Raw genomic sequence first — 14,788 nt, forward strand, 5'->3', positions numbered from 1 at the left:
GGCCCGATACGTGCTGGACGCGATCGGCCACCCGGACGAGGTCAGGGTCCGGCAGATCGGCTCGACGCCGAACTCGTGCTTGTGCTCGTCGATGTATTTCACGAGCGTCGCGGTGGCCGGTCGAGCTCGGCCGCGAAGAAAGCCGACGCCGATTTCAGGATCTCGTTCGCCCGGCGTAGTTCGGCGTTTTCCTGCCGCAGCCGTTTCAACTCGGCCGCCTCATCCGTGCTGGTCCCGGCACGTCCGCCGGTGTCGACCTGGTCCTGGCGAACCCATTTGCGCAGCGTCTCGGCAGTGCCGATACCGAGTTTCTGGGCGACCGCGACGATCGCGGCGTACTCCGAGGCGTAACTCGGCCGCACCTCGGCGACCATCCGCACCGCTCGCTCACGAAGTTCCGCGGGGTACGGCGAAGGGCGTGACATGAACTCGATCCTCCAAGAGATCGGGCCGATATCAAACCCGGGGCGGTTCAATACAGGCGCACGACACGCACGCGTACGCGCAAACGAACAACCGGCGGGCACTGCCGGCGCGCGAACACTCACGTACGCGACCCGCCGCACGCAACGCGCAACCGAACAACCGGCAGGCACCGCCAGCGCGCAGACACACGCGAACGACACGCACGCGTACGCGAACAACCGACCGACGCGCCGCAGGCGACGAGCAAACGAACCCAACCGGCAGGCGACCACTGAACCGCGAACACACTCGCGCACGACTGCAACGCGCGAATGAACAACGGGTCAGCACCGCTGGCGCGCGAGGACGCACGTGCGCGAGGCGGCGCGCCCACGAGCAGGCGGGCGCGCGTTGGCCGGCGAACAGACTGGCGGGTGGGTGCGCGAATGAGCGAGCGGCGAGCGTTACCGTTGCTCGGTGACGGTCGGGTTCGGGGTGCTGGGGGCGGTTGCCGCCTGGGACGACTCGGGCGCCGCCATCGCGCTCAAAGGGCCCCGCCACCGCGCGGTGCTGGCGCGGCTGATCGTGGCTCGGGGGCGCGTGGTGCCGGTCGGGCATCTGGTCGACGACCTCTGGGTGGCGCCGCCCGAGGGGGCGGTGGCGGCCGTGCGGACGTTCGTCGCGGCGCTGCGCCGGGCGCTCGAACCGGAACGGGCGCCCCGCACGCCGCCGCGACTGCTCATCACCGAAGGGCCGGGCTACGCGTTGCGCGCCGGCGAGGTCGACTCGTGGCGTTTCGAACAGCTCATGACGGCCCGGCCGGCCGAGGCCCTGAGCCTGTGGCGCGGGCCGGCGTACGCGGACTTCGCCGGTGAGCCGTGGGCCCACGCCGAGCGGGCCGGCCTGACCGAGCTGCGCCTGAAGACCGTCGAAACGCTCGCCGAGCAGCACCTGGGCGGCGGGCGTACGGCCGAGGCGATCGCCGCCCTGGACGCGCACGTCACCGAGCATCCTTGGCGCGAGGAGGCGTGGCGGCTGCTGGCCCTCGCCCTCTACCGCGACGACCGGCAGGGCGACGCGCTCGCCGTGCTCCGCCGCGCCCGCGACCAGCTCGTCACCGGGCTCGGCCTCGACCCGGGGCCGGGGCTGGCCGCCCTTGAGGCCGACATCCTGCGCGGGGCCGGCTATCTGAGACCCGAGAACGTGTGGGCGTCGGCGGCCGCGGACTACGACCGGATCGTCGCGGCGGGCGCGCGGGCCCGGCTCGACTCGACCGTGGGCCTGCTGCGCAACCTGGCCGTGACAGGTGGCGGCGGGCTGGAGGCGGTCCGCAAGCACCGCTTGGCCGCCATCAACGCGGCCGAGGAGCTGGGTGACCCGGAGTTGACGGCGCGGGTCATCGGCTCGTACGACGTTCCGGCGATCTGGCCCCGCTCGGACGACCCGGAGCAGGCGGCGCAGATCGTGGCGGCGGCACGGCGGGCGTTGCCGGGACGTACGGGGGCGGCCCGGGCGCGGCTGCTGGCCACGATCGCTCTCGAATCGCGGGGCGGCGGGGAGGCGTACGCGCGGGAATGCGCCGAACAGGCCGTGACGATCGCCCGTGGGCTGGACGACCCGGGGCTGCTCGCGTTCGCGCTGAACGGTCTGTTCATGCAGAGCTGCCACCGCTGCGGCCTGGCCCCGGAACGCGACGCGATCGGTGCCGAGCTGGTCACGCTTGCGGGGCGGCACGGCCTGACCACGTACGAGGTCCTGGGTCGTCTGATCCGGATGCAGGCACGCGCGGCCCTGGCCGATCCGGTCGGCGCCGCCGAACACGCGGAGGCCGCCGATCGCCTGGCCGCGCACCACGAACTGCCGCTGGTGGCCGTTTTCACCGGGTGGTTCCGGGCGATGCGCGACCCCTCGGAGGCGGCCTGTCGCGAGGCGGCCGCCCTGCTCGACGGCGCCGGCATGCCGGGCCTCCAGGATGGACTGCTGCCGCTGGCCCTGTTGTGCCTCGGCACGACGAGCGAAGGCTACGGCCCGTACGAACCGTGGGCGCGCCCGCATGTGCTGCTGGCCGAGGGAGACACCGCCGGGGCCCGGGCTGCCCTGCACGACACCCCGGACCCGCCGGCCGACCTGCTCTCGGAAGCCCTGTGGTGCCTCAACGCGCGCGCGGCCGAGGCCTTGGACGACCGCCCGGCGCTGGAACGCGCGCGAGCGGCCTTGAAGCCGGCGGCGGGCCAGATCGCCGGGGCCGGCAGCGGATTCCTCACCGCCGGCCCGGTCGACGACTACCTCTGACGCCCTGAAGCGAGGCGCGGCCCAGTCGACGACTACCTCTGACGCCCTGGAGCGAAGCGCGGCCCAGATCGGCGCTAGCCTTCGGCGCCCGGGCCGGTGCCGGTGTAGAACGCGTACGTGCGCTCGCCCGCCTCCCGGGCCGCGGTCGCGTCGGTGCCCGCGGCGATCGACGCCTCGGCCCACAGGTCGCTCGACTGCCGCAGGAACGACTTGCCCTCGGGCGTCTCGTGCCAGGTCGCCATGGCTACCGGGTCGATCCCCGACTCCGGGTCGGACAGGTGGCCGTGCAGGCCGAGCAGGGCCAGGTCCCAGCCCACGCCGGTCGCGCCGGGGCCGAACTGGTCCCACCACTCGTCGGCCACGTGGGCGACGTGTTCGAGCTCGAACCGGGTGCCGTCGCCGTCGGGGGTCAGGCGCACCTCGATCCAGCTCACCTGGTCGGCGTATTCCCACGTGGCCGCGTACGAACGCGGCTTGTCGCACCTGGTGATCGTGCCGCTGGCATTGCCGGTCAACTGGTAGTGGCCGCCCTCCTTGAGCTCGCCCTCGATCGGCAGGAACCAGCGCGCGATGCGCTCAGGACTGGTGACCACGTCCCACAGGTCGTCGATGTCGGTGTCGTAGACCTGGCTGATCACCGAGACACGGGCCTCGCCCGCCTCGAGGGTGCGGCTGCCCAGCACGCGGCGCACCTGGCTGATCTGAGTGTCGACGTCAATCATGAGTCTTTCCCTCGTCTGCGAGTCGTCGCTGTCGTTTGCCCCGAGCCACCTCGGTGGCCATGGCGGCCAGGTGAGGAGCCCAGAAGCGCCGAAATTGCGCGAGCCAGGCGTCGGCCTCGCGCAGCGCGGTGTCGTCCACCGCATAGAGCCGCCGGGCCCCCTGCGGGCGCACGGTCGCGAACCCGTTGTCGCGCAACACCTTCAGGTGCTGCGAGACGGCCGGCTGGGAGATCCCGAACTCGGCCCGGATCACGTCGGTGAGGGCGCCGGAGCTCTGCTCCCCCGTGGCGAGCAGCTCCAGGATCCGTCGCCGGACGGGATCTCCGAGAACATCGAACGCGTGCACGAGCCGTACGGTATCAGTTGGCTCTTATATAAGCTAGGGCTGATACCGGTGGTTCCGCCGATGACGTGTTCACCGGAGTGCGGCATGCTGTCCCGGAGTGCGAGGAAAGGGGCGTCACGTGCCGGACGTACGGGCCAACGGGATCGATGTGCGCTACGAGACGGTGGGGAACCCCGACGACCCGGCTCTGCTGCTGGTCATGGGGCTGGGCGCGCAGCTGGTCGACTGGCCGGCCGACTTCTGTGCGGCCCTGGCCGACCGCGGATTCCACGTGGTGCTGTTCGACAACCGCGACGCCGGGCTGTCCACCGCCCTCGACGAGCTCGGCGCGCCCGACCTGGCCGCGATCATGGGTGGCGACCCGGCCACCGTGCCCTACCTGCTGGCCGACATGGCGGCCGACGCCGCCGGGCTGCTCAAGGAGCTCGGCATCACCCGCGCGCACGTGGTGGGCGCCTCGATGGGCGGCATGATCGCCCAGCAGCTCACCGTCGACCATCCGGGCCTGGTGGCCTCGCTCTGCTCGATCATGTCGACGACCGGCGACCGTACGGTGGGACACCCGACCCCCGAAGCCATGGCAGCCCTGATGCGTCCGCCCGCCAGCACGCGTGAGGAGATCCTGGCCGGCGCCATCGCGTCGTCGCGGGTCATCGGCTCCCCCGCCTACCCCGCCTCGGAGGAATGGCTGCAGCAGCGCGCGGCCGCCAAGTTCGACCGCAGCTTCCGGCCCCGGGGAACCCAGCGGCAGTACGCGGCGATCATCGCCTCACCCGACCGCACGGCGGCGCTGCGCTCGGTCGAGGCCCCGACGGTGGTCATCCACGGCGAGGCCGACCCGCTGATCAACGTGAGCGGCGGGCGGGCCACCGCGGCCGCCGTCCCGGGCGCCGAGCTGCTGGTCATCCCGGGCATGGGACACGACCTGCCCCAGGTGTTGTGGCCCCAGATCATCGACGCGATCGTGACCAACACGACCCGCGCCTGAGTTCCGCGTCCCGGCGCGCGCCCCTTCCGCGTCCCGGCGCGCGCCCCTTTCCGCGTCCCGGCGCGCGCCCCTTTCCGCGTCCCGGCGCGCACCCCTTCCGCATCCCGGCGCGCACCCCTTCCGCATCCCAGCGCGCGCCCCTTCCGCATCCCAGCGCGCGCCCCTTCCGCGTCCCGGCGCGCGCCGGACTTCAGCGATCCGGCGCGCGAGCCGGCGACGCACGACAGGTCAGCGCACGAGTTTGCGCCGCACGGCGTCGGCGACGAGCAGGAACGCGAACACCGTCACGACCAGCAGCAGACCGGGGAACAGCAGGTAGGCCGGGTCGTGGCGGAACCAGAGGGCCGCGTCGGCCAGCATCTCGCCCCAGGCCGGCTCGGGCGGCGTGCGCAGCCGCATTCCCGTGTACGAGAGGGCGACCTCGACGATCAGGTTGAGCGGCACGAGCAGCGCGAAGTACATGAGGGCGGGCGCGCCCAGCCCCCGCCACCGTCCGCGCCGGGCCGCCACGGCGATCAGCAGACCGACCAGCACCTCGACGGCGGCCGCGACCACGGCCAGGCCGAGCGAGTACTGCAGGCTCAGCCCGAGCCGGGCGAACAGGTCGCGGCCGGTCAGCGGTTCGACCCCGAACCAGTAGTCGGCGCCGGCCCCGCCGTAGTCACCCAGCGGCGCGCCCCGCATGGGGTCGATCAGCTCGGGGTGATAGCTGACGTAGTCGCGTCCGGACGCGGTCAGGGCGACCACGACCAGCAGCGCGACGGCGACCGCACCGACCCAGAAACCCTTGGACCGCAACAGTTTCATCGGACTCCCCATCCCCCGGAGCCCGGCACACTATCGCAGACCATCGATCCACGGTGGCCCGCTCACCCCACGAGCATCCCCGCCCCGGAGGACGCCCACGGCCAGCCCTCGCCACCGACAACCCCGCCCGGAAACGCCTGGGAGACCGGCAACCCCGCCCGGAGAACGGCTACGCCGCCGGCATCCGGGGCAGCAGGACGCCCGCGTTGAGCAGCGACACGACCCGGTCGGCGTGCACCGACAAGGCCTCGGGAGTCACGGTCGAGCGGGCCTGGTCGAGGGCCATCTGGATGATCGTCTGCGTGATGTGGGCGGTCACCTGCACGGCCAGCGGGTCGGCCGGAGCGTCGGCCCGGTCGGCGATCGCTTGTTCCAGCAACGCTTCCTGCCGGGCCCAGATGTCCCAGACCCGGGCCCGCACGGCGGGATTGTGGTCGATCTGAAGCCGTACGCGGGCGATGTCTTCGATGTCCTGGTCGAGCGCGGCCAGATGCGCCGCCAGCGCGTGCCCCAGCGCCTCCTCGATCGGCTCGCCGGACGGGCGCTCAGCCAGCAGCTCGGCGACCGTGCGGGCGTCGAGGAACGGGTGGTCGAGCAGCGTGCTGTCCTTGGTCGGGAAGTACCGGTAGAGCGTCGACGTGCCGACGTCGGCCGCCGCCGCGATCTGTTCCATCGTCGTCTCGTCGTAGCCGTGCTCCTCGAAGAGCCGCAGAGCCACGTCGGCGATCGCTGACCTCGTACGACGGGCGTTTTGTTCGCGAAGTCCCACTCGAACATCGTACCGGAAAACGAAAGCGTCTTTGCTTCTGGTAGTTACTACCAACTTGGGTTACGGTCCCGTTAACGCTCCGCACGAAGGAAGTGCCTGATGACCGTCGCCCCTCGTACGTCTCTGGGCCGCCTGATACCCGCCCTGCTGGTCTCCCAGGTCGGTTTTTACGTCGCCCTGCTCACGCCCGTGCAGCTTCTGCTCACCCTCCGCCTCACCGACATCGCCGGCGACGACGCGACCAGCGCTTTCGGCGTCGTCACCGGCTTCGGCGCGCTGGTCGCGCTCGTGTTCAACCCGATCGCGGGCCGGATCAGCGACCGCACCGTCTGGCTTTTCGGCCGCCGTCACACGTGGATCCTCACCGGCGCGCTCGCGGGCGCGGCGGCTCTCGTGGCTCTGGGCGCCGCGACCGCCGTGTGGCAGGTCGTCGTGCTCTGGTGTTTCGTCCAGGCGCTGTTCAATTTCCAGTACGCCGCCACGAACGCGCTCGTGGCCGACCAGGTGCCCGCCGAGCGCCGTGGCGGTGTCTCCGGCCTGGTCGGGCTGACGATCGCGCTCGGGCCGCTGAGCGGGCTCGCCCTCGCGAACAGCTTCGACGCCGGCTCGTCGCTCCAGTGGACGGCCGTGGCCGTGGTGGCCGCGATCGCCGGTGTCGTCGCTGTCGTGTTGTTGCGCGATACGCCGGCTTCGCGCACGGTCGCGCAGTCCGGCGGTTCGTTTCTGCGCACTTTCTGGATCAATCCCCGGCGCCACCCCGCGTTCGGCTGGGCCTGGCTGGTTCGTTTCCTGATCACTTGCGCGTACGCGAGCAGTTCGTACAACGCGTTCTTCCTGCTGCAACGTTTCGACGTCAGTGAGGACGAGGTCGGCGCCACGGTTCTGCAGCTGTCGCTCATCTCGGTCGTCCTGCTGGCCGTCACCAGCGTGGCCGCCGGTTACCTGTCCGACGCCGTCCGCCGGCAGAAGCCGTTCATCGTGTTCGCCGGTGTCATCGCGGCGGCCGCGCTGGTCATGATGGCGTTCGCGCCGTCGCTCACGGTCGTCTACCTCGCCACCGGCCTGCTCGGGATCGGCACCGGCGCGTTCTTCGCGATCGACCTCGCGATGTGCGTACGCGTCCTGCCCAGCACCGAGGACGCCGGCAAGGACCTGGCGATCATCAACATCGCCAATTCGCTGCCGCAGTCGGTCGTGCCGTTCGTGGCGCCGCTGCTGCTCGCGATCGGCGGCTACTCCGCGCTGTTCGGTTTCCTGGCCGTGCTCGGCCTGCTCGGCGCCGCCTCGGTGCTGCGCGTTCCCGAGATCGGCCAGGAGAACGACGAGAACGGCCGTACCGCCCCCATCACCCGCCACGACCTCGTCCACAAGACGGCGTCCGATGAAAGGACCTTGGCATGACGTCTCCCGCAGAGGGCCGCACGACCTTCCTGACCGGATTCGAGCTGACGGAGGCGTTAACCGGCAGCGGCCCGGAATCGCTCACAAACGCGCAGTGGATTCCGGCGGTCGTGCCCGGCGGCGTGCACGAATCGCTACTCGCCGCGGGCCGCATCGACAACCCGTACTACGACCGGAACGAGGAGTCGGTCCGCTGGATCGAGGAGCGCGACTGGTGGTTCCGTACGTCGTTCGCGGGTGTCGAGGGCCGGACATTGCTCGTCTTCCACGGCCTCGACACGGTGGCCGATGTATGGCTGAACGGTGTGCACCTCGGACACCACGAGAACATGTTCCGCCCGTTCGAGGCCGACGTGACGCTCGCCGCGGACAACGAACTGCTCGTCCGCTTCCGGCCGCCGCTGGCGGGGCTGACCCCGCCGGAGTCAGCGGTCGCGATGAACGAGCGGCTGGGTGCGGTGTTCGCGGCCATCTCGGACGCCGACACCGGCGAGAGCGGCCTGTCGGACGCGCTGCCACTGGCCACGCTGCGGCGCAAGGCGACGTTCTCCTGGGGCTGGGACTTCGGGCCGCGTGTGCCCTCGGTCGGGCTGTGGCGGCCGGTCGAACTGCGCGTTCGATCGAGCGCGTCCATCATCGGGCATCACATCCGGACAGACTCGCTCACCGGGACGACCGCTTCGCTCACGGTTCTGGTCGAGACGGACGCGTCCGGCGCCGGGACGGACGAACCAGCCGGGCTCGAAACGGACACGGTCAACGTCGGCACGGACAAATCGGCCGGGCTCGAAACGGACACGGTCAACGCCGGCACGGACGAACCAGCCGGGCTCGAAACGGACACGGTCAACGCCGGCACGGACGAACCAGCCACACTCGAAACGGACACAGTCAACGCCGGCACGGACGAACCAGCCACACTCGAAACGGACACAGTCAACGCCGGCACGGACAGCCCTGGCGTCGCGCTCGATGCGCGTTTGACGCTCACGTCACCGTCCGGAGTTGCGCACATCTTTTCGTTTCCCGTCGGCACGCCGACTTCGCTCACGGTCGAGCAGGCCGAGCTGTGGTGGACGCACGACCTCGGCACGCCCTCGCTCTACGACGTGACGATCGAACTGCTCGGCCCGGACGGCGCAGTGCTCGACCGGCTCGAGGACCGGGTCGGCCTCCGTACGATCGAAATCGACCGCTCCCCCGACCCCGAGGGCGGCCGCCTCTTCCGGTTCCTGCTCAACGGGGTGCCGATCTTCGCCCGCGGCGCGGCCTGGCTGCCCGCCGACATGCTCCTCGGTTCGGTCAGCGACGAGCGCTATCGCTCACTCATCACGCTCGCCCGCGACGGCAACATGAACATGCTGCGCATCTGGGGCGGCGGCATCTATGAGCAGGACGCGTTCTATTCGCTCACCGACGAACTGGGGGTGCTTGTCTGGCAGGACTTCGCGTTCGCGTGCATCGACTATCCGAGCGACGACCCGGTGCTGCGGCGCGAGGTGACACTCGAGGCCGAATATCAGGTCACGCGGCTGCGCAACCGGGCCAGCCTGGCCGTGTGGAGCGGCAACAACGAGGTCCAGCTGATCCACGGCTTCGCCTACCAGGGCTACGAGCCGGGCAACTGGGGCTACGACTTCTTCCACCAGATCCTGCCCGAGACCGTCGAACGGCTGGACGGCGCCGTGCCGTACTGGCCGGGAAGCCCGTGGGGTGAGGACGAGTTCGAGGGTTGGATGGCGGTCAACGGCGTCCGCGACGGCGACCGGCACGCGTGGGAGGTGTGGCACGGCTTCGACTTCGGCGCCGGCGGCGGCCCCTACGACGAGCCCGGCCAGGCCCGGCACCACCGGCGGTACGCCAACGACCTGGGCAAGTTCATCAGCGAGTTCGGCATCCACGCCTCCCCCGCGCTCGAGACCCTGCAACGGTGGATCCCGGCCGGCCACCTGTCCATCCACAGCGAGTCGTTCGACGCCCACAACAAGGACCACCCCAAGAACAAGGGCGACGCGGTCCTGGAGATCGTCACCGGGCTGCCCACGACCATGCGCGAATACGTCGACTTCACGATGGCGGCCCAGGCCGAGGGCCTCAAGTTCGGCGTCGAGCACTACCGTCGCCGCCAGCCGCACTGCAGCGGCACGCTGGTCTGGCAGTTCAACGACGTGTGGCCCGGGTTCAGCTGGTCGATGGTCGACCACGATCTGGTGCCCAAGTCGAGCTGGTACGCGCTGCGCCGCGCCTACGCGCCGGTCGTGGCCTCGTTCGCCGAGACGGCGGGCGGGCTGGAGTTGTGGGTCAGCAACAGCACCCCTTCCCCCGTACGGACCACAGCCGTCCTCGACCTCACCGACGCCGCGGGCGTGGTCCTCGGCTCGCGCGAGGTGCCGGTCGAGCTGGAACCAGGCGAGTCGAAGCGGGTCTGGGCGAGGTCCGAGCGTCTGCGCACCGGCGCGTGGGCCTGGGTGCGCAGCCACGACAACACGTTCCCGCCCAACCGCGTGTTCGGGGGCGAGGTCCGCGACCTCCAGCTGACCGGCGAGGCGCCTAAGTGGACGGTTTCGCGCACCGGCGCCACCACGGCTTCGGTCACCGTGCACGCGACGTCGCTCACCTACCAGGCACGGGTGTCCGCGGGTGTGCCGGGCGCGCGCTACAGCGACAACTACCTCGACCTGCGCCCAGGCGACGAGGTGGTGGTGACGGTCGACGGCCTGCCCGAGAACTTCGACCCGGCCACGATCGTCGTGGAGACGTACGGAAGCTAGTGCCTGTTCCGTCCCCGAAGCGGGACTGCTGCCGGCGCCGAGTGCGGAAGCGCTCGACGATGCCGCCTCGGCGCCGGCCCGGCTGGTTCCGCTGGGGGCGCGCCGCGCGGCGCGAACATTCCACGTGCGCGCCACGAGCAACCAACCCTGCGCGCCACGAACATCCCACCTGCGCGCCACGAACAACCAACCCTGCGCGCCACGAACAACCAACCCTGCTCGCCACGAACAACCAACCCTGCTCGCCACGAACAACCGACCCTGCTCGGCGCGAGCAACCCCCGTCCTGCGCGGCCGGGGTGGCCGCGCGAGAATCGGCTCATGTATGTGATCAGGGAGCGGTTCTTCTCCATCGGTGACGACTTCGACGTGATGGACGAACACGGCACCAAGGTGTTCCACGTCGACGGCAAGGTGCTCAGCGTCCGCGACAAGGTGGTCATCGAGGATCCGTCGGGGCAGGAGGTCGCCACGCTGCACCGCCACCTGGTTTCGCTGCGGCCCACCTACGAGATCCGGATCGGCGGCGAGAAAGCGGCCGAGGTGCGCAAGAAGCTGTTCACGCCGTTCCGTGAGAAGTTCACCATCGACGTCCCCGGGCCCGACGACCTGGAGATGAAGGGTGACCTGCTCGACCACGAGTACGTGATCGAACGCGGCGGCGAGGAGGTCGCGAGCGTCTCCAAGAAGTGGCTGACGATCCGGGACACGTACGCGGTGCAGGTCGCGGCCGGTGTCGAGCCGCTGCTCATCATCGGGGCCGTGCTCGCCCTCGACCTGGCCCTGGAGCGGGACAAGAAGAAGGACGAGAAGGACGAGGACGACTGAGACCGGCCTCACGGTGCGGTCCGCCAGCGGTGGTCGATCCGCCGCCGGTCGGGGGCCGCACCTACCATGATCGGCTATGGAGCTCTGGCAGGTGTTCGCCCTGCTCGGCGGCGGTCTGGTGGCGGGCACGGTCAACGCCATCGCCGGCGGCGGGTCGCTGATCACGTTCCCGCTGCTGGTCGGCCTGGGGTTGCCGGGCGTGGCGGCCAACGTGAGCAATGCGCTGTCGGTGGCCCCCGGGTACGCGGCCAGCGCCGTCGCCAGCCGCCCCGACCTGACCGGGCAGGGCCGCCGCATCTGGTCGATCGTGCCCACCATCGTCGTCGGCACCCTGTGCGGCAGTTCGCTGCTGTTGTTCACGCCGCGCTCGGTGTTCGACGTCGTGGTGCCGTTCCTGCTGCTGCTGGCGGCCGCGATGATGGCCTTCCAGAACCGGTTGAAGGCCCTGGCCGGGCACCGCGGGGGCGGCGGGTCCACGCTGTATGTGCAGGTCGCGGTGTTTCTGTGCGGCCTGTACGGCGGTTACTTCAACGCCGCCATGGGCCTGCTGCTGATCGCCGCGCTGGCCCTGGTGCTCGACGAGCCGTTGCGGCGGATCAGCGCCCTCAAGAACGTCTTCTCGGCCGTGGTCGGCGCGACCACGGTGCTCACGTACAGCATCTTCGGCCCGGTGAACTGGGCGGTCGTAGCGGTGCTGGCCCCCGCCACCATCGTCGGGGGCGTGGTCGGGGCCCGCATCGCGCGCCGCCTGCCGTCCGAGGTGCTGCGCTGGACCATCGTGGTCTTCGCCCTCGCCGTAGCGGTCATCCTGTTCATCACGTGAGGCCGGCGCGCGGGCGGAAGCACGTGAAGCCAGCATGTGGGCGTTCATCACGTAAGGCTGACGCGCGGGCGTTAATCACGGGAGGCCAGCGGGCGGGCGGAAGCATGTCACCGTCAACCAAGCGATGTCGTGGCGCTACGGCCGCTCCGAGGGTCGCGAAGAAGGCGCGCGGTGCCGGGGTGGCAAGCGCGGAGCCGGAGTGGAAGGCGCGGAGCCGGAGTGGAAGGCGCGGAGCCGGAGTGGAAGGCGCGGAGCCGGAGTGGAAGGCGCGGAGCCGGAGTGGAAGGCGCGGAGCCGGAGTGGAAGGGGCGCGGCGCCCGGGGTGGCACGCGCGGAGCCGGGGGTGGAAGGCGCGCGGTGCCGTGGTGGAAGGCGTCGTGCCCGGCCACCGGCAACATCCCGCCGGCCGGCGACGGCCGTTTGTTGCAGCTGAGTAGCCGCAGCGGCCGGGAGCGCACCGGTGTGGTTGTGGGAGGGGCTTCCGCGTACGGGAGCTTGGAAGGTTTATGGTTTTGGCTCGTTGCCCAGGAAGCACGCCGACTGGAGAAGCATGGATGACGACCGCTGGATGAGCCGCGCGGTGGCGCTGGCCGGTCGGTCGCCACGGTCGTCCACGGCGTTCGCGGTCGGGGCGGTGATCGTGGGGGCCGACGGGCGTGAGATCGCGTGTGGGTGGTCGCGCGACACCGACCCGCTGGTCCACGCCGAGGAGTCGGCGCTGCTGCGAGCCGGCGGCGAAGACCTGACCGGCGCGACACTCTACAGCAGCCTGGAGCCGTGTTCGAAGCGTGCGAGCCGGCCCGACGCCACGTGCACGAGCCTGATCCTCGCGGCGCGGATCCCGCGGGTGGTGATCGCCTGGCACGAGCCCGACATCTTCGTGACGTGCGAGGGCGTGGCCCTGCTGACCGCCGCGGGCGTCGAGGTCGTGGAGATGCCGGAGTACGCCCAGTCGGCCCGCGCCGCGAACGCGCACCTGCTCCCTCCGATCATGCCGGAGGGAGCGCCGGAGGGGTCGCCGGAAGGAGCGCCGGAGGGAGGGCCGGAGGGGTCGCCGAAGGGAGCGCCGGAGGGGTCGCCGAAGCCGTGAGGCCGGTCAGGGTCAGGCTGTGCTGCCAGAGGTCGCGGGCGTTGGCCCGGTTGTAGGACAGGGGTGACGACTTCGTCTCCTCGCCGCGGTCGAAGTAGCGGCCGGACACCGTGGCGAACCGCGGGTCGGTGACCAGGGCGGCGAGCGCGACACCGGACGTGGCGGCCGTGCTCTGCTTGCCGATGAGGGCGCCCATCACGCCGCCGATCAGCCGGACGGCGCTGCGGGTGAGGACGTTGCCGGTGGGGCGCGAGAAGCCGGTGTCGGACATGGCGCCCGGGTTGAACGCGTTGACGGTGATCGGACGGCCGGCCTCGGTGAGGCGGCGGGCCATCTCGTACGTGCAGTACAGGTTGCACAGCTTCGAGAGGCAGTACTGGGGCATTCCGGAGCGGCCTTGGGCGATCGTGGCCGCGTCGCGGTAGGTCACCCGGGCCGGGAAGAACGGCGGCGGGTTGTGCAGGTCGCTGGTGACGAAGACGATCCGGCCCGACTTCATGTGGTCCAGCAGCAGGTTCGTGAGCAGGAAGTGGCCGAGGTGATTGACGGCGAAGATGGGTTCGAGGTCGTCGGCGGTGCGGGTCACGCCGGGCATCCCGGCCGCGCTGATACCGGCGTTGCACACGATGGCATGCAGCGGCGGGAGTCCGGCGCGGGTGAACTCGTCGTGGAACACGCGTACCGAGTCAAGCGCGGCCAGGTCGAGGGTCATCACCCGTACGTTCGGGTTGCCGGTCTCGTTTTTCAGCGCCTCGGCGGCGGCCGCTCCCCTCGATGCGCTCCGGCACGCCAGCACAACGTGAAAGTCCGCAGCGAGGTTTCTCGCGGCCTGGTAGCCGAGACCGGTGTTGCCACCGGTGATGATGACGGTCCTGTCTTGCATGGTCAGCTCGTCCCTGCTGTAGCATAGCGGAAACGGAATGCGATCCGTTTGAAGTCGCGACGATAAAGGGAGCGCGTTCCGTTTGTCCAGCCGTCCCGAGCGCGCCGACCGTCGGCGCAACCGCGATCTGATCGTCAATGTGGCCCGTGAGGCGTTCGCACGCGCCGACGCGGCCGGTGAGACCCTGTCGATGAACGAGGTGGCGCGCACCGCCGGAGTCGGGGTCGCGACGCTTTACCGGCACTTTCCGACGCGGGAGGACCTGGCCGCGGCGGTCTACGAGAGCAAGCTCGCCGACCTGACGGCGAGCGTGGTCGAGCGCACGCGCGGGGCCACCGGCGCCGTGGCTCTGCAGACGTGGGTGAGCGACTATGCGGCGTTCATGCTGGCGACCCGCGGAATGATGGACACGCTGCGCTCGGCGTGGCAGTCCGGCACGAGCACGACGGCGGCCGCCACGCACCGCATCGCGGCGACGGTGAAGGTCTTTCTCGACGCGGGCGCGGCGGATCACAGCCTGCGGGCCGGCGTGGACCCGATGGACGCCACGGTCGGCATTCTCGCGTTGCTCAGCACCACCCCGCCCGACGACACGGGCGACCGGGCGAGGCGGCTGCTGACGCTGTTCGTCAACGGGCTGAGCCGCTGACGGGCGGTCTGTTC

At 70.7% G+C, this 14,788-nt stretch carries 13 protein-coding genes and 1 pseudogene; 8 read left to right on the forward strand and 6 right to left on the reverse strand.

Annotation, left to right across the window (positions count from 1 at the left end; translation table 11 throughout):
• Positions 1-425, reverse strand: a pseudogene (locus JIG36_RS45115) (transposase); the annotation flags it as partial.
• A gap of 457 nt (positions 426-882) precedes the next feature.
• Here JIG36_RS45115 and JIG36_RS45120 point away from each other — a divergent pair.
• Positions 883-2,697: an AfsR/SARP family transcriptional regulator gene (locus JIG36_RS45120; protein ID WP_203383065.1), complete on the forward strand. Its 1,815-nt coding sequence runs from the start codon at positions 883-885 to the stop codon at positions 2,695-2,697.
• A gap of 74 nt (positions 2,698-2,771) precedes the next feature.
• Here JIG36_RS45120 and JIG36_RS45125 read toward each other — a convergent pair whose 3' ends face one another.
• Positions 2,772-3,419 carry an SRPBCC family protein gene (locus JIG36_RS45125; protein WP_203383066.1) on the reverse strand — a complete coding sequence of 216 codons (648 nt, stop codon included), beginning with the start codon at positions 3,417-3,419 and terminating at the stop codon, positions 2,772-2,774.
• Positions 3,412-3,765 (reverse strand): ArsR/SmtB family transcription factor, encoded by a 354-nt coding sequence (locus JIG36_RS45130; RefSeq protein WP_203383067.1) that lies wholly within the window; start codon positions 3,763-3,765, stop codon positions 3,412-3,414. Before JIG36_RS45130 ends, JIG36_RS45125 begins: the two co-directional genes overlap by 8 nt.
• A 118-nt stretch (positions 3,766-3,883) precedes the next feature.
• On the opposite strand from JIG36_RS45130, the gene JIG36_RS45135 reads away from it, so the two are divergent.
• On the forward strand, positions 3,884-4,753 hold the full coding sequence (locus tag JIG36_RS45135) for an alpha/beta fold hydrolase (RefSeq protein WP_203383068.1): 870 nt from the start codon (positions 3,884-3,886) through the stop codon (positions 4,751-4,753).
• 228 nt (positions 4,754-4,981) lie between these two features.
• Here JIG36_RS45135 and JIG36_RS45140 read toward each other — a convergent pair whose 3' ends face one another.
• Both JIG36_RS45140 and JIG36_RS45145 read right to left on the reverse strand, forming a co-directional pair.
• On the reverse strand, positions 4,982-5,560 hold the full coding sequence (locus JIG36_RS45140; protein ID WP_203383069.1) for a hypothetical protein: 579 nt from the start codon (positions 5,558-5,560) through the stop codon (positions 4,982-4,984).
• 169 nt (positions 5,561-5,729) lie between these two features.
• Positions 5,730-6,329: a TetR/AcrR family transcriptional regulator gene (locus JIG36_RS45145; protein WP_203383070.1), complete on the reverse strand. Its 600-nt coding sequence runs from the start codon at positions 6,327-6,329 to the stop codon at positions 5,730-5,732.
• Positions 6,330-6,428: 99 nt separating this feature from the next.
• Between JIG36_RS45145 and JIG36_RS45150 the strand changes: the two genes are divergently transcribed.
• From JIG36_RS45150 to JIG36_RS45170, 5 genes are all read left to right on the forward strand, one after another.
• On the forward strand, positions 6,429-7,730 hold the full coding sequence (locus JIG36_RS45150; RefSeq protein ID WP_203383071.1) for an MFS transporter: 1,302 nt from the start codon (positions 6,429-6,431) through the stop codon (positions 7,728-7,730).
• Complete coding sequence (locus JIG36_RS45155) at positions 7,727-10,501, forward strand: glycoside hydrolase family 2 protein (protein ID WP_307873171.1); 2,775 nt, start codon at positions 7,727-7,729, stop codon at positions 10,499-10,501. Before JIG36_RS45150 ends, JIG36_RS45155 begins: the two co-directional genes overlap by 4 nt.
• Positions 10,502-10,822: 321 nt before the next feature.
• Positions 10,823-11,329 (forward strand): LURP-one-related/scramblase family protein, encoded by a 507-nt coding sequence (locus tag JIG36_RS45160; RefSeq protein WP_203383072.1) that lies wholly within the window; start codon positions 10,823-10,825, stop codon positions 11,327-11,329.
• A 76-nt stretch (positions 11,330-11,405) separates the two neighbouring features.
• The gene (locus JIG36_RS45165; protein WP_203383073.1) at positions 11,406-12,152 is read left to right on the forward strand and encodes a sulfite exporter TauE/SafE family protein; all 747 of its coding nucleotides are present in this window, start codon (positions 11,406-11,408) and stop codon (positions 12,150-12,152) included.
• Between the two features lie 550 nt (positions 12,153-12,702).
• Positions 12,703-13,242, forward strand: a complete 540-nt coding sequence (locus tag JIG36_RS45170) for a deaminase (protein WP_203383074.1) — start codon at positions 12,703-12,705, stop codon at positions 13,240-13,242.
• Here the strand turns inward: JIG36_RS45170 and JIG36_RS45175 are convergent.
• Positions 13,142-14,125 carry an SDR family NAD(P)-dependent oxidoreductase gene (locus JIG36_RS45175; protein WP_203383075.1) on the reverse strand — a complete coding sequence of 328 codons (984 nt, stop codon included), beginning with the start codon at positions 14,123-14,125 and terminating at the stop codon, positions 13,142-13,144. The genes JIG36_RS45170 and JIG36_RS45175 overlap by 101 nt on opposite strands.
• A gap of 82 nt (positions 14,126-14,207) precedes the next feature.
• Between JIG36_RS45175 and JIG36_RS45180 the strand changes: the two genes are divergently transcribed.
• Entirely contained in the window at positions 14,208-14,774 is a 567-nt protein-coding gene (locus JIG36_RS45180) for a TetR/AcrR family transcriptional regulator (RefSeq protein ID WP_203383076.1), read from the forward strand.
• Positions 14,775-14,788 lie beyond the last annotated feature (14 nt).

The organism is Paractinoplanes ovalisporus, assembly GCF_016834655.1.
Taxonomy (GTDB): Bacteria; Actinomycetota; Actinomycetes; order Mycobacteriales; family Micromonosporaceae; genus Actinoplanes; species Actinoplanes ovalisporus.